Annotated in this window: 18 protein-coding genes and 3 pseudogenes; 8 read left to right on the forward strand and 13 right to left on the reverse strand. The window is 42.8% G+C overall.

Annotated features, from left to right (window positions below; genetic code table 11):
- Positions 1-156 precede the first annotated feature (156 nt).
- Positions 157-1356 carry an enolase C-terminal domain-like protein gene (locus A142_RS00190; RefSeq protein WP_019824482.1) on the reverse strand — a complete coding sequence of 400 codons (1200 nt, stop codon included), beginning with the start codon at positions 1354-1356 and terminating at the stop codon, positions 157-159.
- A 261-nt stretch (positions 1357-1617) separates the two neighbouring features.
- Between A142_RS00190 and A142_RS00195 the strand changes: the two genes are divergently transcribed.
- The 3 genes from A142_RS00195 (at position 1618) to A142_RS00205 (ending at position 4778) form a co-directional block, all read left to right on the forward strand.
- Positions 1618-3051 carry a PTS transporter subunit EIIC gene (locus A142_RS00195; RefSeq protein WP_019824484.1) on the forward strand — a complete coding sequence of 478 codons (1434 nt, stop codon included), beginning with the start codon at positions 1618-1620 and terminating at the stop codon, positions 3049-3051.
- Positions 3052-3164: 113 nt separating this feature from the next.
- Positions 3165-4145: a sugar kinase gene (locus A142_RS00200; RefSeq protein ID WP_019824487.1), complete on the forward strand. Its 981-nt coding sequence runs from the start codon at positions 3165-3167 to the stop codon at positions 4143-4145.
- 3 nt (positions 4146-4148) lie between these two features.
- Entirely contained in the window at positions 4149-4778 is a 630-nt protein-coding gene (locus A142_RS00205; RefSeq protein WP_019824489.1) for a bifunctional 4-hydroxy-2-oxoglutarate aldolase/2-dehydro-3-deoxy-phosphogluconate aldolase, read from the forward strand.
- Positions 4779-4876: 98 nt separating this feature from the next.
- Here A142_RS00205 and melR read toward each other — a convergent pair whose 3' ends face one another.
- A complete protein-coding gene (gene melR, locus A142_RS00210) occupies positions 4877-5881 on the reverse strand; it encodes a transcriptional regulator MelR (RefSeq protein WP_019824491.1) in 1005 nt (334 codons plus the stop codon).
- A gap of 327 nt (positions 5882-6208) precedes the next feature.
- On the opposite strand from melR, the gene A142_RS00215 reads away from it, so the two are divergent.
- From A142_RS00215 to A142_RS00225, 3 genes and pseudogenes are all read left to right on the forward strand, one after another.
- On the forward strand, positions 6209-7561 hold the full coding sequence (locus A142_RS00215; RefSeq protein WP_019824493.1) for an alpha-glucosidase/alpha-galactosidase: 1353 nt from the start codon (positions 6209-6211) through the stop codon (positions 7559-7561).
- Positions 7562-7631: 70 nt separating this feature from the next.
- Positions 7632-9050: a melibiose:sodium transporter MelB gene (gene melB / locus A142_RS00220; RefSeq protein ID WP_019824495.1), complete on the forward strand. Its 1419-nt coding sequence runs from the start codon at positions 7632-7634 to the stop codon at positions 9048-9050.
- 104 nt (positions 9051-9154) lie between these two features.
- Positions 9155-11365 (forward strand): annotated as a pseudogene (locus A142_RS00225) (hypothetical protein).
- 126 nt (positions 11366-11491) lie between these two features.
- Here the strand turns inward: A142_RS00225 and A142_RS00230 are convergent.
- Positions 11492-11753, reverse strand: a pseudogene (locus A142_RS00230) (DUF5062 family protein).
- A gap of 83 nt (positions 11754-11836) precedes the next feature.
- On the opposite strand from A142_RS00230, the pseudogene A142_RS24640 reads away from it, so the two are divergent.
- A pseudogene (locus A142_RS24640) lies at positions 11837-11917 on the forward strand (helix-turn-helix domain-containing protein); the annotation flags it as partial.
- A 247-nt stretch (positions 11918-12164) separates the two neighbouring features.
- Here A142_RS24640 and A142_RS00235 read toward each other — a convergent pair.
- The 5 genes from A142_RS00235 to A142_RS00255 all read right to left on the reverse strand — a co-directional run bounded on the left by A142_RS00235 (position 12165) and on the right by A142_RS00255 (position 16631).
- Positions 12165-13589, reverse strand: a complete 1425-nt coding sequence (locus tag A142_RS00235; RefSeq protein ID WP_019824500.1) for an aspartate kinase — start codon at positions 13587-13589, stop codon at positions 12165-12167.
- Between the two features lie 78 nt (positions 13590-13667).
- The gene (locus A142_RS00240) at positions 13668-14054 is read right to left on the reverse strand and encodes an ectoine synthase (protein WP_019824502.1); all 387 of its coding nucleotides are present in this window, start codon (positions 14052-14054) and stop codon (positions 13668-13670) included.
- 13 nt (positions 14055-14067) lie between these two features.
- A complete protein-coding gene (gene ectB, locus A142_RS00245) occupies positions 14068-15333 on the reverse strand; it encodes a diaminobutyrate--2-oxoglutarate transaminase (protein ID WP_019824504.1) in 1266 nt (421 codons plus the stop codon).
- A 35-nt stretch (positions 15334-15368) separates the two neighbouring features.
- Positions 15369-15902: a diaminobutyrate acetyltransferase gene (gene ectA / locus A142_RS00250; protein WP_019824510.1), complete on the reverse strand. Its 534-nt coding sequence runs from the start codon at positions 15900-15902 to the stop codon at positions 15369-15371.
- Positions 15903-16370: 468 nt separating this feature from the next.
- Complete coding sequence (locus tag A142_RS00255; protein WP_019824515.1) at positions 16371-16631, reverse strand: DUF5062 family protein; 261 nt, start codon at positions 16629-16631, stop codon at positions 16371-16373.
- A gap of 449 nt (positions 16632-17080) precedes the next feature.
- Here A142_RS00255 and A142_RS24115 point away from each other — a divergent pair, with 449 nt between their 5' ends.
- Positions 17081-17296, forward strand: a complete 216-nt coding sequence (locus tag A142_RS24115; RefSeq protein ID WP_026012328.1) for a hypothetical protein — start codon at positions 17081-17083, stop codon at positions 17294-17296.
- 133 nt (positions 17297-17429) lie between these two features.
- Here the strand turns inward: A142_RS24115 and A142_RS00260 are convergent, their stop codons facing one another.
- From A142_RS00260 to A142_RS00280, 5 genes are read right to left on the reverse strand one after another with little or no spacing between them, the layout of a single operon-like run.
- The gene (locus A142_RS00260; RefSeq protein WP_019824519.1) at positions 17430-18176 is read right to left on the reverse strand and encodes a phosphatase; all 747 of its coding nucleotides are present in this window, start codon (positions 18174-18176) and stop codon (positions 17430-17432) included.
- A gap of 18 nt (positions 18177-18194) precedes the next feature.
- The gene (locus A142_RS00265; protein ID WP_019824521.1) at positions 18195-18929 is read right to left on the reverse strand and encodes a nucleoside/nucleotide kinase family protein; all 735 of its coding nucleotides are present in this window, start codon (positions 18927-18929) and stop codon (positions 18195-18197) included.
- An 8-nt stretch (positions 18930-18937) separates the two neighbouring features.
- Complete coding sequence (locus tag A142_RS00270; RefSeq protein WP_167353367.1) at positions 18938-19456, reverse strand: MltR family transcriptional regulator; 519 nt, start codon at positions 19454-19456, stop codon at positions 18938-18940.
- A gap of 56 nt (positions 19457-19512) precedes the next feature.
- On the reverse strand, positions 19513-20784 hold the full coding sequence (locus A142_RS00275) for a zinc-binding dehydrogenase (RefSeq protein WP_019824523.1): 1272 nt from the start codon (positions 20782-20784) through the stop codon (positions 19513-19515).
- A 58-nt stretch (positions 20785-20842) separates the two neighbouring features.
- On the reverse strand, positions 20843-22246 hold the full coding sequence (locus A142_RS00280) for a PTS mannitol transporter subunit IICB (RefSeq protein WP_029405589.1): 1404 nt from the start codon (positions 22244-22246) through the stop codon (positions 20843-20845).
- Positions 22247-22265: the final 19 nt, after the last annotated feature.

Consider the following 22265-nt stretch of genomic DNA (forward strand, 5'->3'; position numbering starts at 1 on the left):
TTTGGATATGAAAATTCTGATTACTTGCTGATTGATTAGCTAGTTAAGCAACAGCAACAAATTGAGAACGAAGACTGACAAAGAAGCTAAAACGAACGGTAATTTTCAGACAAAAAAATGGCCGCTATCTGCGGCCATTTTGATTAACTCAATGAGTTATGGAGTGTGAATCGCGCCATCAGGAAGGCGACTTTGAGTCCACTCGTGGGGGCGATACATAACAGGGAACTCAGCTGCAACCTCTCGGTCGATTTCAACACCAATACCTGCGATTTCAGAAGCGTATAAGTAGCCATTAATTGGCTCTGCAGCGTTCGGGAATACCTTATGTGTATTCTCGTTGTACTCGACATGTTCTTGAATGGCGGCATTGTGTAAATGCACATTCAAATGCGTGTTTACCGCAGCACCAATTGGCGTCATATCTGGCGGGCAATGCCATGCAATACGAACACCGAAGTTCTGACATAGATGGCCGAGCTTCAGAGCTGGCGTAATACCACCAATCTGTGAAACATGGCAACGAATGAAATCAATACGACGATTAGCAATCAGAGATTTCCACTCTTCAGGGTTATTAAATAACTCCCCTAAACCTAATGAAACTGAGCTCTGGCTGCGAATATTATCCAACCATTCCGTTTGATTTGGCGGCAGAATATCTTCAATGAAATACGGCTTATATTGCTCGACTTCCTTCGCAAATTGTATTGCCTGATTTGGGAAAAGACGCTCGTGAACATCATGAAGAATATGGAATTGGTTACCATATTTCTCTCTCAGCGACTTAAACATCGTTAGAGTATTGTCCATGTACTGCTCTTGATCGTAGTACGAACCTTCAGTCGGGTTTTGAGTAGTATGCAAATCGGTTGGAACACCGCCATAGAAACCAAGCTGACAACGAATGTGCTTATAGCCTTTGTCTAGGAAAGATTCCACCAGCTCATAAATCCCTTCCATCGTGTCGCTAGTCGCGTGTGTGTATACAGGAATAGCATCACGAGACTTACCACCAAATAGTTGGTGTAGCGGCATGCCTGCCAATTTGGCTTTAATATCCCACAGTGCCATATCAACACCAGAAATCGCATTATTGATGACAGGGCCATTTCGCCAATAAGCGTTGACCATCATCATTTGCCATAAGTCTTCAATATTGTTGGCATTTTTACCAAGAAGAATAGGCTTTAAATATTCATCGACCATTGTTTTTACAGCAAGCGGTCTTTGTTGGAATGTCGCACAACCAAAGCCAGTAACACCTTCATTCGTTTCAACGACAACGGTAATGAGATTGTGTCTGTCTGGCTTAGTAATAATACAATGGATATCGGATATAATAGTTTCTTTCACAATTAAATAACCTAAACTTAAGTCAACTCCTATTATCTAACCGCTTTAAAATTCACATTTCAAGCGCTAATTTTTGCCCAAAAATAATTGGTACGTTAAGTGTTTTTTTTTGACAAACAAAACATACCAATTGGCAAAAAACGCTGAAAAATTAATTTTTCGAATTTTAAATGTGATTGAGATCTCTTTTTACTCCGTTGGATTTAAATTGGTTGTCGTTATGATTTCTCGAGTTAAATATATTCCAATAACAGGTGTAGTATGCAAATGGTAGAAAAGAGTGATGCCGTTGTGAATAACTCGAAGTCATCATCGAAAAAGAAAAATTTCAACGAAAATATACAGTTATTAGTCACCGCTGTTGGTGGTGAAGACAATATCGTGAGTATCACGCACTGTATGACAAGGTTGCGCTTCAAATTAGCAGACGAATCGCTGGTAGACGAAGAAGCGATCAAGCAGATCGCAGACGTGAAAGGTGTGGTCCTTCAACAAGGCCAAACCCAAGTCATCATCGGTGTAGAGGTAGAAAAATGGTTCAACGCTCTGTCAAATACTCAACAAGCTGACGCGACTCCGGCCGATGAGCTAGAGAAAGGCAAGCTATTCCAAGGCGTGATGCGCATTGTCGCAGGCATCTTTGGTCCAGTTGTACCCGCAATCGCTGGCGCTGGTATGTTGATGGGTCTGTTGTCTGGCCTTATTGCAACCAATGTTATCTCTGAAACCTCAGACACAGTTTACTTCTTCCGCTCTATCTCTGTTGCTGTGTTCTTCTTCTTACCGATGCTGGTTTCTTTCTCTGCCGCTAAGGTATTCAAAGTAAACGAATACATTGCGCTTGCTGTCTCTTCTGCAATGCTAGCGCCTCTGCTCGTTGATAAAGCAACAATGCTAAAAGACGCAGGTGCAGCTCCGGAGCTGACCGTTCTTGGCGTGGTTCCTATTGAGCTGCTCAACTACGGCGGAGCAATTGTTCCTGCGATTCTAGCAATCTGGTTATTGTCTAAGGTGACTCCGTTAGTTGACCGTCTAGTTCCTTCTTCTGCGAAGCCTGTATTTACACCACTGCTTGCCTTTACGGTAACTTCGACCATCACGCTATCATTTGTTGGCCCTGCTGGTATCTGGCTAAGTAATGGCGCAGGTTGGGTGATGAGTTCACTACTGGAAATCTCTCCGACGTTAACCGGCTTTGTGTTTGGTCTAACTCGCCCGATTACCATCGTATTTGGTATCCACCACAGCATGACGCCGATCAGCCTGAACAACTTTGCACTGTATGGTAAGGATCTACTGATGCCTATCATGTGTTTGGGTAACATGGCAATTGCGGGGGCAACCATGGCTATCTGGCACAAGCAACGTAAAACGGTTTCTAAAGAGCAATCTTCAATTACGATGGGCTCAAGTGTTACCGCTATCTTAGGCATCACGGAGCCGGCTCTATTTGGTGTCCTCACGAAATACACCAAAGCGATGATGACCGCGAGTTTGGCTGCAGGTGTGTTTGGTGCTATCTCGGTAACGATCGATACGCACTTAACAAGCTACATTCTTTCTTCTGTATTCAGCTTGCCAGCTTACCTTGCAGGCGGTACGCAAAACTTCATTCAAGCACTGATGGGCGTGGTGGGTGTATTTGCACTGTCTTTCGTCCTAACGATGTTGTTCGTAAAACTAGACAACAAGTAATCGGCTAGTCTCACTCCCGTAAGATTAGAATCGAAAAAGCATGACCATATCTCGTTCTGGTCATGCTTTCTTCAATACGAACAAACCCAACCTTTCCTTTCTAAGGCTATATTATGACCCACATCGCAATCATCGGTGAGTGTATGATTGAACTGAATGGGGCTCCATTTGGCAACATGCAACAAAGCTATGGTGGAGACACATTAAACGCGGCAATCTACTTGAACCGCAGCGCTGCGGTTAGCAATCCCATGAGCTGCAATAACACTACGAATCCAGCGATACGAACAAGCTATGTCTCGGCGCTTGGCTCTGACGCTATCAGCCAAGAGATGCTTAACCGATGGCAAGATGAAGGACTATCAACCGAATTCGTGCTTATTGATGAGCAGCGTTCACCCGGGCTCTATCTCATTCAACTCGACGATGTTGGTGAGCGCACCTTCCTATACTGGCGCAACGATTCGTCGGCTCGCTACATGGTACAGCACCCCGATTTCGATAAGATAGCCAACCAACTTCGTGATGTTGATATGGTGTTTCTGAGTGGTATTTCCCTCGCGATATTGCCACATAGCGATCAGCTAAAGTTACTCACTATCATCGAAAGCCTACGTGAACGTGGCGTTACCATTGCTTTTGATAGTAACTACAGACCAAAGCTGTGGAGCTCAGAGGCCGCAACTAAAGAATGCTATCTATTGGGCTATAAAACGACCGATATAGCCCTAGTCACGTTCGATGATGAGCAACTGTTGTGGAGCGATCAAACGCCACAAGACACCATAACAAGGTTGCATGCTCTCGGTGTCAAAACCGTTGTAGTCAAGCTTGGTGCTGAAGGCTGCTTGATCAGCGAAAGCCTCGTAAATGAGCCCGTAAAAATCATAACGACACCTGTCGAGACTGTGGTTGATAGCACCTCTGCTGGCGACTCTTTTAACGGCGGTTTCTTATCTTGCTATCTCGCTGGAGGTTCTATTGAAGAAGCCTGTCATCAAGGTAATGCATTAGCAGGATTGGTGATTCAACATCATGGCGCAATCATTCCAAAATCCATCACTGACACTCTTTCAAACCCTATTAAGAAGTAAACCATGCCTACAATTAATGACCAATTAAAAGCACTTAAAGTTATCCCTGTTATCGCCATTGATAACGCAGAGGATATTATCCCTCTAGGTAAAGTATTGGCTGAGAATGGGCTTCCCGCCGCTGAAATTACCTTCCGTTCAGACGCCGCTGTTGAAGCTATCCGACTGCTTCAAGAAGCTCAGCCTGACATGCTGATCGGCGCGGGCACCATCTTGAACCATAAGCAAGCACTGGCCGCGAAAGAAGCAGGCGCAACGTTTGTAGTATCACCGGGCTTTAACCCGAACACAGTTAAAGCATGCCAAGAGATCGGCATCGATATCATTCCAGGTGTAAACAATCCAAGCACCGTTGAAGCGGCATTAGAGATGGGCTTAACAACCTTGAAATTCTTCCCAGCAGAAGCATCGGGCGGCATCAGTATGGTTAAATCACTCGTTGGCCCATACGGCGATATTCGACTCATGCCTACAGGCGGTATCACGCCATCAAACATCGATAACTACTTAGCAGTGCCTCAAGTATTAGCCTGCGGTGGTACATGGATGGTGGATAAGAAGCTCGTTGAAAACGGCAAGTGGGATGAGATTGCCCGCCTAACACGCGATATTGTTGAACAAGTGAATCGCTAGTCGATAACGATCTAGAGAGCACAAATTCTCTTGATTCCATAGCAACAAAGCCACAGCACATGCTGTGGCTTTGCTTTTATCGGGTTGTATCAATATCGCTAACTGTCTGTCGTTGTTAACGGCCGCTTCCCATCACATGCCCCTTTCTCAAGATCATATAGCGGGCTGGCCCCATGACTGCTCCATCGGTGATCTTCTCTCGCTAATTTTCTATATTGAGTCGGCGTGACACCAATGTACGTTTGGAAGGTTTCATAGAATCGGCTGCTCGAGTTGAAGCCCACCGTGAGTGAGATATCGAGAATGGTTCTATCCGTATCACTCAGCAAAGCACGAGCGTGGTTGATGCGCATCGCTGTGATGTACTGCTTAATGGTCATCTGCATCGTTCGCTGAAATACGTTCATCGCATAGTTGCTGTGTAACCCGATATGTTCAGCGATATCTTTAACGGTCAATGGCTGATTATGGTGAGTCGCAATGTATTCCAACATCTGGCTGACATAGAATTGGGAGTGTTTCGACCCCCCTTTTTTGGTCGATTTGTCCTGTCGATTTACGAGCAGTTGTTGCCAACCATCAAGGCAGATTCGCTTAAGCATCAAGCCAATTTCATCGATGGCCAACTGCTGGCGACTTTCTGACGAATGCTTTATCTCTTGTACCCATCGGGCAATTTCAAATTCACTCACTAACGAACAAGAGTTCGATTGCAACACACTGCCGTGAGTTATCTGATTGACTAAATCTCGACTGAGAGTCCACGACATAAAATGGTGAATCGGTATGTTGATGATCCCCATATTATGGCTTTGGCCGGGATTGGTGAGTCGATGAGGTACCGATGCCCAAAACAAGCCAATCGATCCACTCTTAACCACGATTGGGCTGCCGTTAATGATGTATTCCACATCGTCCCCAAAAGGAATATTCACCTCAATTTGACCATGCCAATGATAGCCGGGCATGGAGTGAGGAGCTCTAAGTTCGATATCGATTTGCTCATAGGAAGAATAAAGAGAAAGCGGACTTACCGACACGGTCTCGGATGAGTACTTATCTAAAGTGATAATTCTCAGCGTATCAGGGGTTGATTGCGGCATATCTCGTTCCTTAGGAAATCGTATAGCTGATTTTTAGCAGTTCCTCGATAATAAAACTCTGAAGGCGATCATAATGCCGAAATACCCCAATTCATAAGATCATCACGATGTGATTCGAGTCAGTATCTTAAGTGCAAAACTCGCTTCATTGCATGCCCCCTCTTCTTAAAAGCCAGCAAGTTGTCCCATTTCCTAAGATTTCTATGTAGTGATTTAAAAATATTAGAAAACAGGAGAGCTCTTCGGTTATCTGAGACGAATCGACATGGGTTCTAGGTGTAATTTATCTGCATCAACACAGAACTCAGAGAGATAAAGGATTCCACTATGCAAAGCCCTAAGATCACATTCATCGGTGCTGGCTCAACCATTTTTGTTAAGAACATTCTTGGTGACGTTTTCCACCGTTCTGCATTACAAAACGCTCATGTCGCCTTGATGGATATTGATGAGACCCGTTTAGAAGAGTCTCACCTTGTCGTCAGTAAGTTGATGGAATCATCAGGCGCTACTGGCTCTATTTCATGTCACTTAAATCAGAAAGAAGCACTACAAGACGCAGATTTTGTCGTCATCGCTTTCCAAATCGGCGGTTATGAACCTTGTACAGTCACAGATTTCGACGTATGTAAGCGCCATGGTCTGGAACAAACCATCGCAGACACACTTGGCCCGGGCGGCATTATGCGTTCACTGCGCACAGTCCCGCATCTTTGGAGTGTCTGTGAAGATATGACTGAGGTTTGCCCGAACGCGACCATGCTCAACTACGTCAACCCAATGGCAATGAACACATGGGCAATGTACGAGAAGTACCCGCATATTAAACAAGTCGGTTTATGTCATTCTGTACAAGGTACTGCTGAAGAACTAGCACGCGACCTAGACTTAGATTACGCAGACCTTCGCTACACCTGCGCTGGCATCAACCACATGGCTTACTACCTGACCCTCGAGAAGAAAACAGCAAGTGGTGAGTACGTCGACATTTATCCAGACCTACTGGAAGCCTTTGAGAGTGGCAAGGCACCTAAGCCGGGTATTTATCACAATGGTCGCTGCACCAACTTAGTCCGCTATGAGATGTTTAAGAAGCTTGGCTACTTTGTGACAGAGTCTTCTGAACATTTTTCTGAATACACCCCCTACTTTATCAAGCCAAATCGTCCGGATTTAATCGAACGTTATAAAGTGCCACTTGATGAATACCCTAAACGTTGTGTCGAACAAATTGCCGATTGGAAAAAGGATCTTGAAGAGTTCAAACAGGCCGACAAGATCACCGTCGAGCAGTCTCATGAATACGCGAGCACCATCATGAATTCTATCTGGACGGGTACACCGAGCGTCATCTATGGCAACGTTAAAAACGAAGCCTTAATCGATAACCTGCCGCACGGTTGCTGTGTTGAAGTCGCCTGTTTAGTCGATGCCAATGGTGTCCAACCAATCAAAGCCGGCCGCCTTCCAAATCACTTGGCCGCATTGATGCAAACCAATATCAACGTACAAACTCTATTAACCGAAGCCATTCTCACTGAAAACCGTGACCGTATCTATCATGCTGCGATGCTTGATCCTCATACCGCCGCAGTACTTGGAATAGAAGAGATATACGCGCTGGTCGATGACTTAATTGAGGCTCATGAAGGTTGGTTACCAGAGTGGGTTAACAAGTAATTTCATACTAATAAAAATACAATAACGTGAATATTAACGCCTTCTCACTGAGGAGGCGTAAGGAGTGGCAATGAGTATCTCAATGAATACCAAGCTCAGTTATGGCTTTGGTGCATTTGGTAAAGACTTCGCAATCACCATCGTCTATATGTACCTAATGTTTTACTACACAGATGTGGTCGGTATTTCTGCCGCTGCAGTCGGAACTATTTTCCTCGTCGCGCGAATCTGGGATGCGGTCAATGACCCTATTATGGGGTGGGTGGTCAACAACACACGCACTCGCTGGGGTAAATTCAAGCCTTGGATCTTGATCGGCACACTCGCCAATTCAGTCGTTCTTTTGATGGTGTTTAGCGCTCACTACATCGAAGGACCTTGGCTAATCGCTTACGCTGCTGTTACCTATATTCTATGGGGCATGACCTACACACTAATGGATATTCCTTTTTGGTCATTGGTCCCAACACTGACTTTGGACAAGCGTGAACGTGAAGAGCTTGTGCCATACCCTCGATTTTTCGCGAGCCTTGCATGGATAGTAACCGCAGCTATCGCTATGCCTTTCGTGAACTACGTAGGTGGGGACGATAAAGGGTTCGGCTTCCAGATTTTCACCCTCTTGTTGATCGCTTGTTTCTTAGTCTCTACTTTCATTACTTTACGCAATGTGAAAGAGCGCTATTCAACGGCTAACCTCGACACAACACAACCGGAAGAAAAGGTTTCACTGAAAAAGCTTCTCGCGCTTATCTACAAAAACGACCAACTGACCAGTGTTCTGTGTATGGCGTTGTCTTATAACCTCGCGACCAACATCATTACCGCCTTTGCTGTTTATTACTTCACTTATGTTGTTGGCAACAAAGAGCTGTTCCCGTACTACATGGCGTATGCAGGTATTGCTAACCTCATCACACTGGTGCTGTTCCCTAAACTTGCCCAGATGTTCTCACGCCGAGTTTTATGGGCCTGTGCATCCACTTTCCCTATCTTAGGCAGCGCGGTACTCATCTATGTCGGCATGTATGACAAACAAAGTATTCTGCTGATATCAACGGCGGGCGTCTTCCTGCAAATCGGTACCGCTCTGTTCTGGGTATTGAACGTGATTATGGTGGCAGACACGGTCGATTACGGTGAGTTTAAACTGGGTTCTCGTTGTGAAAGTATCGCTTACTCGGTGCAAACTCTGGTTGTAAAAGCAGGCTCAGCATTTGCCGCTTTCTTCATTGGTATCGCACTCACCGCTGTTGATTATGTGCCCAACGTAACGCAAAGCCCTGAAACCGTATTCGGCATGCAATGCATCATGGTCGGCCTACCTGCTTTCTTCTTTGCCACTGCGTTAATCATCTACTTCCGCTTCTACAAGCTGAACGGTGCTTATCACCAAAAGATTCAAGATCACTTAACAGAGAAATACGACCACATTACAAACGAAGGCTCAGACAAAGGGGAAACCGCGAAACCGGCACAAGCAACATAAATCGTAAAGCAACGTCAATGTAGGTTTTCGGAAACCACATTGACGTTCATAGCAACAACTCTCAACCCTCACTAGCCTTTCTACTTCCAATAAAAGAGATCCGTATGAAACTCAAAGTACTTGCTTCTGCCATCACTTTCTCACTCATGCTATCAGCTGGAGCTCACGCACAAAAAAACGACAACATTCTTACTAACCCAAGCTTTTAAAACAAAGGGTTAGGATGGAGCTACTGGTTTTCTAATATCAAAAATGACTTCGCTCATGAAGGAGAATACCGAGGTCGTATCGCTCAAGGCAAGAATCACCACATCAGTCAAGTCGTAACGATTCCCGAGACAGGCTACTACGATTTATCTGCGTATTTTATTAGTCCTTCTAACGATGCCACCATCGCAATGACTAACCTCACCGATCAAATATTAGTGAGTGACACAATAAAACAAAGCACCAAATATCAACGAAAAAACCTAAAACACATCCCACTAGAAAAGGGCGAGCAGCTAAAAGTCTGGTTCTCAGGTTCTAACCAAGGAGGGGTCAGTGTCGACAGCGTTGCGTTAATCAAAAGTAATAAAAGTAAACCTCTACATTTCAACCAAATTATTCAGTTCTCAACTCAAGAACAAGTCGGTGTCACTAGCGTTAATAAGATTTCTAGGGATATAAAGTTCCAGGTCCCGTTTGGCACAGATCTAACCACATTAACCATAGGAAAATTCCTAATCTCTGAAGGCAGCTATTCGTCTATCAACACAGGTGATGTCATCGACTTCAGTCAGCCGGTACAAATAGCAGTGATAGATGACAACAATAAAGAACAGCTATGGACGATCACGGCTATCGAGAAAGAAAAGCAAGTGGTGGTCACCTCTTCGAATACGAAGCTTCAAGACTCTTTCGAATGGGCTATGGAGAAAACTCAGCGCTTCGTAATGACAGGTCAACACGACCTCGTGAACCGGGATGAATACAATAACGATGGTGATGGCAGCGTAGATTACATTCCATCTTATTGGGCTGGCTATTTTGACCGAACAGCATTTTACTCGAGAGACTTCTTACACCAAGCAAGTGGCGCAAAAATCGCAGGACTTGAACCAGAAAACTTCTCAATGTTCAAAACCTTCGCCAAGCATTCAACCGAGTCAAGAAAGTGGTACACACTATGGGCTATTAATTTCGATGGTACGCCACACACTATTGATTATGATGACGACAATTGGTTTGTTCGTGAAGTGCCAGCACAGTTTGAATTTGTTGAAAAGGCATGGAAGCAATATCAATGGACAGGAGACAAACGCTATATAGAAGATGATGATCTCTGGCAGTTTTATACCAAGGTTCTCACCGATTACATCGAGCTGCATGATGACCAAGATCCAAATGGTATCGCTGAAGGTTATGGCGGTATTTTTGAAGGCTCTGCAACGTACAACGAACGAGGAGAGTTTCCAATCGAAGCCGGTGACGGAATTGGTTCACAATACCAAGCTACTCTCGCTTACTCAGCAATGTTAGAAGCACGAGAAGAATATAATGAAGCCACACTCTGGCGAGAAAAAGCCCAAGAACTTAAGCGTTATTTTAATGAAGACTGGAGCGTCGTAGATCCAAATAAACCACTAGAGAACTACGTTAACATTGTTCAAAAAGATGGGCTCCGCCTAAACGATTTTGGTAAGGAGAATAGTTGGTTCATGCCGATGAAACTCATCACTGAACCAGGAGAAAGAAACAACAGGTATCTTGATTTCATTGCTAACAATCTAGGCGATGGCATTGGTAGCACGCCAGAGGCACCAAACAATATTGAAGCCTACACCTACATTCCTGAAACCTACTTTCCATATAATCGCAATGCCGAAGCATGGAAGTGGATGCAGTACATAATGGACACTAAAGATGAGCCACACGAACGTCCAACTCAAGGAACCAATGGTGACTACCCAGAAATATCCTTTACATTCATTTCAAATACGATTGAAGGCTTAATGGGCATAAAACCAAACGCCGCAGAGCACCGAGTGTCGACAGCTTCTCACCTCACCCGTGACATAGAATGGTTAAGTGTGGATCAGTTACCAATGGGTGAACATGAGCTAACTCTACGTCATGATGGGCTCACGAAGTCAACGCTTACCAACCATTCTGAGCATGCCCTCGAATGGGAAGCATGGTTCTATGGCGATTACCCAACATTAGTCGTAGATGGTCAAGCCATCCGCAGTCAAAACAAACAAGTGAACGGGCAACAAGTCAGCTATGTAATTGTACCCATAGCGAAAAATTCTACTCGAGTTATTGAAAGGTAAAGCTTAAAACAAAGCCTAGCGAGTAATCGTTAGGCTTTCATACATTAAAACAATAAGTGAGATTAGGGGAAAGGTTGCCAACCATCAGTTCAAATCAGGTGAACTGCACCAGTATTCAGAACTTCTTTATTTTAGCGGGTCATTATCCGGCAGTGCCTTATGAAGCCAGAGTGCTAAACGCTTCTGGATGTTCGCGCCATCAAGCTTATCGTCCGGTAACGGTGTGATCTGATTGACTTCAACAAGGAACAAGTACACCGCTTTAACCTTTATCGGTTGGGATGAATTTGGCAAATCAAAACCTTGTAGCTTTGCCATCTTACAACCGACTTCAACTGCTTTTTTTTACCAACTTATCTTCATTAATGATCTTCGCGGTTTTCGACATATCATCTCTATCGTCTTTATCGAATGAATTCGGGGTTAACTAGAGGACTACATAGAAAGGAAATAAAAGCACCAAAGATGATTGGCAACAAAAAGGAAACAGCACAAGACTTGGGAATCAGCATCAAAACGCTTTATAACAAGCTCGATAAGTATCAAGAGTAGTAATACTCATATCTGATGTTGCTATGTGAAAGGTGAAAGGTGAAAGGTGAAAGGTGAAATAGCCGATAACCGAATACTTAATAAATCACCGATTAATTCAAGAAAGTACAGTATCAACACGAAAATCAAGTAACGTTTACTGTATCGGTGTGATCAAAATAGATACAGGCGATCGTTAATTTGCAGTTAATGTTTTGCTTTGCCATGAAAATGTAACAGTGGAGGGTGAGCCCTCCACTGTTACATTTTATGCTGCATTCACCGATGTCTCGGTGCTTTTATCTTGATCAAAGAACTCTTCATGCAACGCGCAAATCGCTTGTTGATACTTGTCATCACTCACAACAAATTGCACATTTACGTTTCTCATAGACGAATGTAATGCAATAGGCGTAACACTATGATTCATCAAAGCCAATACACCATTAGCGAGCGTTTTATTGGTATCAATTTGAGAACCGATCGCTGAAATTATAGCGACCATTCGACCTGAAATAGATGCCTGAGGGTAACGTTTCTCAGCTTTATAAGACACCTTGTTTAAACTCTCGGTGCTACCACCTAGATAATAGGTAATAGAATTGGCGTTCATCTCTTTACCGATAAGGCTCACTCTAGCATCTGCGATAATCTCCATTAACTCATAACTAACATTGTCCGCCTTACCGACCATTCCCTGGTCAAAAACGTGTAACGCATATACCTTCTGTTTTCCGGCAATGATCTCAATGTGATTAGTGTCTGGTCGGTAATCAGAAGAAATCAGTGTTCCCTCATGTTCTGGCTCGAAAGTGTTTTTGATTTGCAGTTCTATGCCACTTTCTCGTAACCCAGCAGCCGCATTAGAGTGAATAGCTTCCATACCAAGGTTAGCCAGTTGATCGGCAACATCATAATTGGTTGCCCCAATCGGTTTAACCGAACCTACACCAACGACTTTTGGGTCAGCCGAACTAAAATGATACTCCTTATGGATGATCGCCAATGATGCCTCAGTAATAGTAGCGATACGACTAAACGTCATCTCACTGTAACCACGATCATAAGTATGCATCAAACCTTCTTTGCAATATGCATAACCAGTTACTATGGGAAGCTCCTCAGTAACATCAATGTCAGAGAAAGCCTCTCTAATGGTATCGTCCAAACTTTGAGGGGTTTTGTTGTCCCAACCAGAAAGGTCAACAAAGGTCGAGTTTATACCAATGTTTTTTAATTTAAGAGCCGTGTTGTATGCACTATGTGACTCTCCAATTGAAGAAAGAAACTCTCTAATCTGTGGTAAATAATGTCTCAGTGAAAACTGTCCGTATTGACACGTTTCAAGAATGTTAGTGATACAGTTTTTAGCTTCTGAAATACGAGACCGGATGAACTTATCAGCTCTCATACGATTCATTGGATCCGCAAAAATATGCTCATTGGTCAATAGCATGCGGCGTTCAATATAAGATAGAGCATCCTTCCACGAATCGTCACGCATCGCTATCAATTGATAGATACCAGGCTTACCTGTTTTTTTACATTCCAACAATGCATCCGTCATACCGCTGTATGCGGACACAACAAAGATTCGGTTATACGGATTTTGAGGGCGGAGAATAATATTGTCGAGCACAGCATCAAATGCTGTCATTGATGTACCGCCGATTTTTTCTACGGTAAATGTCATAAAAGACCTTTTGTTCTTGAAGAGATTAAAGACGAAATAATAGGGAGCGGGGTGAGATATCACCCCTGAAGATATGGGTTAATCAACGAGTGGATAAACGCCGTTTTCATCGTGTACTTCAGCGCCAGTAATTGGTGGGTTAAACACACAAGCCATTGTCATTTCTTTGTTTTTATATGCGCGTAAATAATGCTCGTCATTCTTATCTAGGATGTACAGCGTACCGGGTTTGATTGGGTAAGTTTTACCACCAACGACTTCAATCTCTCCTTCACCACTCATACAAAACACTGACTCCAAGTGGTTTTGGTAATGGATATGTGTTTCTGTCGCTTCGTAAATTGTTGTGATATGAAAAGAAAATCCCATATTGTCATCTTTCAATAACATGCGAGTACTTTCCCAGTTATCCGATACAATACGTCTTCCACTATTACGACATTCATCAAGTGTTCTAACAATCATTTTACTCTCCCTATTACGATGCTTTCTTGAAATGCTTGGTTGCTACCACTTCAACTGAGTCTTCGAAAATAGTTAAACCTTGCATCAATTCCGATTCTGAAATGGTTAATGGACAAAAGAACTTCAAGATTTCATCGTTTGGACCTGCGGTCTCAATTACCATGCCCTTGTCAAAACACACTTTTGCAATCTCATCAGCTGTGTTCCCATCTTTACATTCAATGCCAATCATCATTCCGCGTCCCTTGCGTTGAACAAATAGCTCAGGGAAACGCTTGAGATTGCGTTGAATGACATCATCGACCATGCTTGAGCTACGTTGAATATGATTTTCAAAATCATCATTTGACCAATACATTTCTAACGCTTTCGCAGCAGTAATGAACGCATGGTTGTTACCACGGAAGGTGCCGTTGTGTTCTCCCGGCTCCCACTTGTCTAGTTCAGGTTTTAATAAAACCACAGCCATCGGTAAGCCATAACCACTTATCGACTTAGATAGCGTAACGATATCTGGTTTTATACCTGAAGGTTCAAAGCTAAAAAACGTTCCTGTTCGACCACAACCGGCTTGAATATCATCCACAATAAATAGGATATCGTGGGCTTTACAGATTTTGCTTAACTTCTGTAGCCATTCATTTGAAGCGACATTTAAACCGCCTTCACCCTGAACCGTTTCCAATAAAACGGCGGCAGGTTTATCCATACCAGCGGAATTATCGGCTAACATCGTTTCAAATAATTTTAAACCATCAATTCCAGCGTAACCTTCAAATGGCAAACGCGTAACATTGTTCAGATTTGAGCCCGCACCTTGCCTGTGGTGTTGGTTGCCTGTAGCAGCCAATGCACCCACCGTACAACCATGAAAGCCATTGGTAAATGCAACAATACTGCTTCGACTAGTCACTTTTTTTGCCAATTTAATCGCTGCCTCAACCGCATTTGTTCCTGTCGGGCCGGTAAATTGAACTTTGTAATCTAATGCTCGAGGTTCCAAAATAAAGCGACTAAGAGCTTCTAGAAATTCAGCTTTGGCTTCTGAATGCATATCTAAGCCATGTGTAATTCCATCCATTTCAATGTACTCAAGTAGAGCTTGCTTTAGTATTGGATTGTTGTGACCGTAATTGAGAGATCCTGCTCCAGCAAGAAAATCGAGGTAACGATCACCTTGTTTTGTTTCAAGCCAGCAGCCTTTTGATTTAGCAAAAGTTACTGGAAAACTATTCGAGTATGAACGTACGTTAGATTCCTGCTTCTTAAAAATATCCATGATAATGCCGTTATTTAATTCCTATAAGTGTTTGATTATTTGAGGAGGATTCGATAGAGATATTCGGTATCGTGCTGCCCGTTAAAATGAAGGTTTTCATCTAAGAAAGTAGTCACTCGCCCGGTGTTACCGTTTTTTTCGTCTAGCTTTTTGAACAGTACCCAAGACGCTTGGTTTGATTTAGTGATAGTCGTTTCTATCGCTTCAATGCTCTTTAGGCACTCTCGATTAAGTAAGGTGTTCAGCATCTTGTAGGCTAAAGCATTACCTCTAAACTTAGGCGCCACCGCTACTTGCCAAATAAAGAGAACATTGGGCTCACTAGGTTTCCGGTAGCTAGAAATAAAGCCAGCAAGGTCACCTTCATGCTCCACTAAAATGCAAGTTTCACTAAAGTGAGTAGACTGCAAGAAATTGCAATATGAAGAGTTAGTGTCTAATGGAGGGCACTCTGAAATTAATTGATAAATGTTGTTGCCATCCGAAACTTCAGGCTCACGAAAATTCCACTTTTCAATCATTTTTTCTACAACCTCTGGATACAAGATCCCAGGCGCTGATGTAATCATACCGATAAAATCCTTTGAACTCTAATTAAATTCCTTTTTATTATGAGCATTTACTGCCTGATAAGATCAACAACCTAGCCTTTAAAATTAGAAAAAGGTGACACAAATCACACTTAATAACGATCGCCATGAATAAAATAATATTTTGAGCTCTAATGTATTTTATTAATGAGGATTTTAAGAAAATGTATTAAACGGAATAGGCGCCAAAAGAGAGTTAGAGTTATTAGAAAATAACGATGCTCAGATTGCTTAACAAGCGGCATAAATCACCAAAACTCTCAATGCTGAACATTCTATCGAGTCGATAGCAACGCTTCTAATGGCAGTGACTCGTTATCCACTATTAAAATACCTGTCTTAAAAAAACAAAAAACCTAGCGAGAGCTCGCTAGGTTTCTTATCTAACATATCGATGAATAATGAACTCAGAGGAAACGAGTTCAGGAATATCAGCTTAAAAAAGGTTTACTTCAAAGGGTCATTGTCAGGAAGTGCATTATGAAGCCAGAGTGCTAAACGCTTCTTGATGTTCGCACCATCAAGCTTATCATCAGGTAACGGTGTGATCTGATTTACCTCTACAAGGAACAAATACACCGCTTTAACCTTTATCGGTTGGGATGAATGTGGCAAATCAAAACCTTGTAGTTTTGCCATCTTAAAACCGACCTCAACTGCTTTTTTTACCAGCTTATCTTCATTAATGATCTTCGCGGTTTTCGACATATCATCTCCGTCATCTTTTTCGAACGAATTATGAGTATATCAAACACGACAACTGACAAGATTACTGTGATCTCAGTTTGAGGCGTCGCTTTGATAAATAACAGAAAAAGTGTAGCTGGTTAAAATTTTGATTGTAGCCTGAGTGATATTTACTAGGTAAATATTAGTAAGCAACCAGCCTCTTAATAGAAGACTCAATAAATGAGATCTTCAGTCAAGAAACCAAAAATCGAACAATATTTGACTTACAATACTAAAGAATACGGAATACCATGATTCTCATATAAATGTTACGTATTCTATCAATATAGAATAACTTTATGTTATTTAACCAGTTTTATACTAGAACGACTTAGATCATATTTATGAGCACCTGTAACCAAAACCTATTTACAAAATACTCATTAAGAAAATAGAATAAATCCACTAATATTGTACGGGTGTTAAAAATGCGTTACCTATGGGCTTCATTCTGTCATAAAAACCCTATTCTTGGACGAATCGTTCATATCCTTGTTATGTTGGTCGCGTTGGCTTCTATCGTCGTTCCACTGATTTCCAAAGATGCCACAACCATCATAGCCTCGCTGTGTGTCGCGCTAGTATGCTTTATCCTATTCGTGTTCTTTGCACTCTGCGACAAAATGCGTTCAGGTATGCATTAATCAGCCCTATATTCGCCAAGCATTCTCTTTTCTAAACTTCATTATAAAATGCAGGCTCCGAATACAGAAAGCCCAAAGCTATTAGCTTTGGGCTTTTCTTTTTAGTATCAATCTTGATTAGTAAAACAGAAGCTTAATAGAGCTCTGAAAACTCTTCGATCCTACTCTTCCCGCGTAAAAGTAAAAAGTTTAGGAAACGAGATGTTGAGGTAGTGATGATTTTGTCTTCTTCAACACTGTGCTTTTCAAGTAATAATTTTACAAGATCCAAACGAGCGATTTCTTCACAGAAGTGAGCATCAGAACCCGTTGAGAAATAAACGCCGATTCGTTTACCGATCTCGACAATTTTTGAGCATCGCACATCGCTTCCTTTTCGGCTCTTGCCTGTCAGTGACGTATTGTTCACTTCAATTGCAACATTGTGCTCCTTTGCGCACAGCAGAACCGCTTCCATATCGAACTTGTAGTTTGGGTTCCCTAAGTGCCCTAGCACATCAACTTTGCCACTCCTAATGACGTTGATTAACGCCTGTGTATGTTCTTGTTCCGTCGATGGCTTGAAAACTGGCTCATGCAAGCTCGCAATCACCCAGTCTAAATGTTGGTAAGAAGAAGGAGGAAGATCCAACTCTCCAGCAGTATTCAATGTGTTGGCTTCCACACCCCGCAAGATACCTACATCGTGCAGAAAACGGGGCAAAATCCTTTGGTTATTGAAAAACCAGTAGTGGGGGGCTCCCGGCATTTCAGGAGCATGATCCGTTGTACAAAGGAGTTTTAGCCCCTTATTTTTCGATGCCAGTGCATTTTCGATAATGGTGCTATAGGCATGGCCACTTGCCAATGTATGAGTATGGCTGTCGACAACAATCTCCATTATGACCTCCTAAATTGTTTAATTGATTTGAAACGAGCCGTCTTGATTCATGAAGAGTGTTAGGTCAGCAGGGATAGAATGGTCTAACACTTTATCGACGTTTTTTGAGTCTGAATTTTTATAGAACTCTACCGCTTCTTCTAATGTGGTACCTCCTCGCACCTTGCGGTTTACTAAGCGCTCTTCGAGGAACTTAGCGTCGGTGTCTATGAAGATGGTGAAATCAGCCAACTCATGCAATCCATTCCAAACTGGCTCGTTCAGTAACAACCAGTTGCCTTCAATCACGACAATGTCCTTGTCTACCGAGATTGCGTCATCCACAGGGTCATGAAGATTTCTATCGTAGTACGGCCATGTAGGATTTTTTACTTTCAGCTGTTTTAACTTATCGATCAACGAGGTTAGATTGAACGTTTCGTGAGAGCCTTTAATGGTACGGAGTTTAATTTTCTCTTCATCACGAACGATGTAGTTTGAGTCCAATATCTCATTGGGGTAATGAAAACCGTCAAATGGCAATACCTGAAGTGGCTCAACGTTGGTTTGTTGATGGGACAAATGCTCCCAAAACGCGGCTAACGTCGATTTACCACTGCCAGGGGGGGCACACAAAAAGATAATCGTACGTTCTTTTTTCTGCTCAAAAAGTCGCGTAAATTTTTCAACCAGTGGTTTATGAATCTGTTCAATATCTTTATCAGGGAATGTCGCTTCGGTTTCAAAGCCACTCACATTTAAGGAAACTTTCATGTTCAACCTTATCCTAATATCTCTTTCTCAATATTTTCCAACAAGTTCTCGCAACAGAGTTTCAGCACTGTTTTAATCAGTGATTCGTAACGTGTTTGAGTGAATGAATCGAATGACGAGAATTTTAATTGGTTAATTGAATCTAAGTAGAAGCTATCTTTGCCTTTCGAGAGGTTTGATTGATTACTGATGAAGTCGTAAACCATGTCATCGCCAAATGTCAGCACTTGCGATTGCTTACTAGTGTATTCATACATTTGGTCGAATAAGCCAATATCTGCGTAGGTTTCCAAAGAGATCTTACCCATCGCAAACATCAATTTAGAGGCGACGTCGGTTGTCACAAGAGGCCCATCTTCTTTTAAAAGAGGTACGACGGCGTACTCCATCACCAAAGCATCTTGAACAAACACGTTCGGTAATAGCTTTTTCAGTTTTTGGTTTATTAACTTATTAGACGCTTCGATCAAACTCGTCGCGGAATCACACTGTTCCAATGCGTCTAATAATTCATCTTGCAACAAAATATCAATTACCTCATGAAGCTGTGGTGACTGGCTAGCCACCACAATAATGAACCATATTAAACGGTTAAGCTCACATCATAAAATTCAAGTAGCGCTTTTTCTGCCAATTCATTCCAAACGTAATTATTGGCTTTCAAAATTTCATCAAGCTCCAGGAAGAATGGAGACTGCTCTGCCAGTGTATGGAATTGGTCAATCGCTGTCAGCGGTAAGTCGATATGTGGGTAAATCAATTTCTTGCCACCTGGAAGATCCAGCTGGTTCAAAATGGTATGTGGCGCGGCTTCAAGGCCACCGATGTGCGTTAACATGAACGATGGGTTGATCTTGCCTGCTTCTGACAACTCTACTGACTCAATCAAATCACCTGTTGAACCACCAGAGGTACCGACGATATGCGTTGATTCGTAGTGAACGTTGTAGAAATTAAACGGTACTTTGAATTGCTTATCCGTAGGTCCAGCAAAGAAGTTTAAACAACCATCATTACCAAGTAGCTCATCGGCTTGCTCTAGCACCTGTGCAACCGCTGCGTATACCATGACATCGTCATAACCTTTATCTTTATTCAGACTTTTTAGGAAAGTAACCGGGTCATCAACTTTAGCGGTATTCACATAATGTAATTCAATACCATTTTCCGCGGCTTTTGATACTGGAATAAGGCTTTCAGCGCGCGCTAGACGTGCTTCATCAATGTCTGTCACCACAATCAAGCTTGGTTTCACGGGTCCGTTAATCGCATAATCAATCGCACCGATACCCATAGGGCCAGCACACGCAAGTAAAGCAAGTGAGCCACCTTCTTTAATACCCATTTGATGCTCATAAACATATTGCGTTGTATGGTAGCTCGCGTGGAATGCACCAATAATACAAGACATTGGCTCAGCAAGTGATGCATTGGCGTAGTAAGAGCTCTTATATGGAAGTACACAATCTAAATCAATGGCTATTTTCGGGATAATCGAATAAGTCGCGTTACCACCAAAAGTCTCATAGCTATAACCTGCTGAATAACCCGTTGGAAGCCCCATTGCAGGTTGCAGTACAAATGGTTCACCCGGCTTAAAACGGTCTTTTAGGTTCGCGCCAACCTCAACAATCACCCCCGCATATTCGTGGCCAGTCATCACAGGTACTTCTGAAATGTTGTCAGGAACTCGTTTATGATTGCTTCCTAGCAGTGCTGCTTTGTAAGTTGAAAGGCAAATGCTATTAGAAATATTTTTTACTAGCAGTTCATCATCCGAAATCTTTGGTAGATCAAAGGTTCTCAATTGAACGTCTTTCTCACCACAAATAACCGCAGCAGTTGTTTGAACCATGATTTTATCTCCGATAAGGTGGGGCCATGACCTGACCCCAAAATTTAAAATTTTAAATTTAAGCTTGTTGACCGATTGTATCCATTAGCGTGTCTAACGCTGGATCATGCAGGAAGTTCTTAATTGTTACGACTGGCAAACCTGTGGCTTTGATTGCTCGACTCTCAAGGCTTTCGTGAGTAACCACTACATCGGCATGGCTTGGCACTTTCTCAATCGCATAGTTTTTCACTTCAACTTCGTAGCCTGCTTTTTCGAGCTTACGTTTGAACGTTGAAGCGCCCATGGCACTTGAACCCATCCCTGCATCGCATGCAAAAGCTACAAATTTGATGTCTTTCGCTTCAGTTTTCGCTGCTGAAACAGGAGTTTTAGCCACTGAACCTTCTGCTTTCATGTCTTTCATGTCAGTCATCGATTGTTCGAATTCCTCTTCTGTCTCTTCCTTCTTACTCACTTTCAAGATGGCACTTGCCACTAGGAAAGACACAATCGTTGCTGTTGCTACACCAGCGATGGTTGCGAAGAAGCTGCCTTTTGGTGTTAGAGCTAAGTAAGAGAAGATTGAGCCAGGGCTTGGGCCAGCAACCAGACCACCATCAAGCAGGTTGAATGTTGCGATGCCTGTCGCTGCACCCGCAATCATCGCGAGAATCATGATTGGCTTCATTAAAACGTATGGGAAGTACAACTCATGGATACCACCAAAGAAGTGAATGATGATTGCACTTGGTGCTGACTTCTTACTTAAACCTTGACCGAACTTAGCGTAAGCCAGAAGCATACCTAGACCAGGACCAGGGTTAGACGCCACCATAAAGAAGATAGATTTGCCAGTTTCCGCCGCGGCTTGCAGGCCTAATGGATAGTAGATACCTTGATCAATAGCGTTATTCAGGAACAGAACTTTTGCTGGCTCGTTAATAATCGCAAGTAACGGTAAGAAGCCAGTAGCAACCAGTGCTTCAATGCCCGATTTAACGAATAGGTTCGCTGCAGTCACAGCAGGACCAACAATCGCGTAAGCAAACAGACACATCAACATGCCGAAGATACCTAGCGAGAAGTTGTTTACCACCATCTCGAAACCTGAAGGGATCTTGTCTTGTAAGCGTTTATCGATTTGTACGATCACCCAGCCACTCAATGGACCCATGATCATTGCGCCAACAAACATTGGAATCTCAGCGCCAGCGATAACACCCATAGTACCTATCGCACCAGCAACTGCACCACGCTTATCCCCGACAATTTGTCCACCGGTATAACCAATAAGCAGAGGAAGTAAATAAGTGATCATCGGACCCACTAATTCACCAAAATATTCGTTAGGCATCCAACCTGTTGGAATAAATAATGCAGTAATAAATCCCCATGCGATGAAGGCTCCAATATTTGGCAATACCATCGCAGTCAAATGACCACCAAAAGATTGCACTTTTGCTCTTATATTTGTAGACACGGTATATTCCTTATTTTCA

Origin of the sequence: Vibrio splendidus 12E03 (assembly GCF_000272105.2) — a bacterium.
Classification (GTDB): Bacteria; Pseudomonadota; Gammaproteobacteria; order Enterobacterales; family Vibrionaceae; genus Vibrio; species Vibrio splendidus_I.

What these genes read in the sequence shown, in the direction of transcription:
- A142_RS00195 (WP_019824484.1), top strand. Translation starts at nt 1,618, where the DNA reads ATGCAAATGGTAGAAAAGAGTGATGCCGTTGTGAATAACTCGAAGTCA.
- A142_RS00200 (WP_019824487.1), top strand. Translation starts at nt 3,165, where the DNA reads ATGACCCACATCGCAATCATCGGTGAGTGTATGATTGAACTGAATGGG.
- A142_RS00205 (WP_019824489.1), top strand. Translation starts at nt 4,149, where the DNA reads ATGCCTACAATTAATGACCAATTAAAAGCACTTAAAGTTATCCCTGTT.
- melR (WP_019824491.1), bottom strand. Translation starts at nt 5,881, where the DNA reads ATGCCGCAATCAACCCCTGATACGCTGAGAATTATCACTTTAGATAAG.
- A142_RS00215 (WP_019824493.1), top strand. Translation starts at nt 6,209, where the DNA reads ATGCAAAGCCCTAAGATCACATTCATCGGTGCTGGCTCAACCATTTTT.
- melB (WP_019824495.1), top strand. Translation starts at nt 7,632, where the DNA reads ATGAGTATCTCAATGAATACCAAGCTCAGTTATGGCTTTGGTGCATTT.
- A142_RS00235 (WP_019824500.1), bottom strand. Translation starts at nt 13,589, where the DNA reads ATGACATTTACCGTAGAAAAAATCGGCGGTACATCAATGACAGCATTT.
- A142_RS00240 (WP_019824502.1), bottom strand. Translation starts at nt 14,054, where the DNA reads ATGATTGTTAGAACACTTGATGAATGTCGTAATAGTGGAAGACGTATT.
- ectB (WP_019824504.1), bottom strand. Translation starts at nt 15,333, where the DNA reads ATGGATATTTTTAAGAAGCAGGAATCTAACGTACGTTCATACTCGAAT.
- ectA (WP_019824510.1), bottom strand. Translation starts at nt 15,902, where the DNA reads ATGATTACATCAGCGCCTGGGATCTTGTATCCAGAGGTTGTAGAAAAA.
- A142_RS00255 (WP_019824515.1), bottom strand. Translation starts at nt 16,631, where the DNA reads ATGTCGAAAACCGCGAAGATCATTAATGAAGATAAGCTGGTAAAAAAA.
- A142_RS24115 (WP_026012328.1), top strand. Translation starts at nt 17,081, where the DNA reads ATGCGTTACCTATGGGCTTCATTCTGTCATAAAAACCCTATTCTTGGA.
- A142_RS00260 (WP_019824519.1), bottom strand. Translation starts at nt 18,176, where the DNA reads ATGGAGATTGTTGTCGACAGCCATACTCATACATTGGCAAGTGGCCAT.
- A142_RS00265 (WP_019824521.1), bottom strand. Translation starts at nt 18,929, where the DNA reads ATGAAAGTTTCCTTAAATGTGAGTGGCTTTGAAACCGAAGCGACATTC.
- A142_RS00275 (WP_019824523.1), bottom strand. Translation starts at nt 20,784, where the DNA reads ATGGTTCAAACAACTGCTGCGGTTATTTGTGGTGAGAAAGACGTTCAA.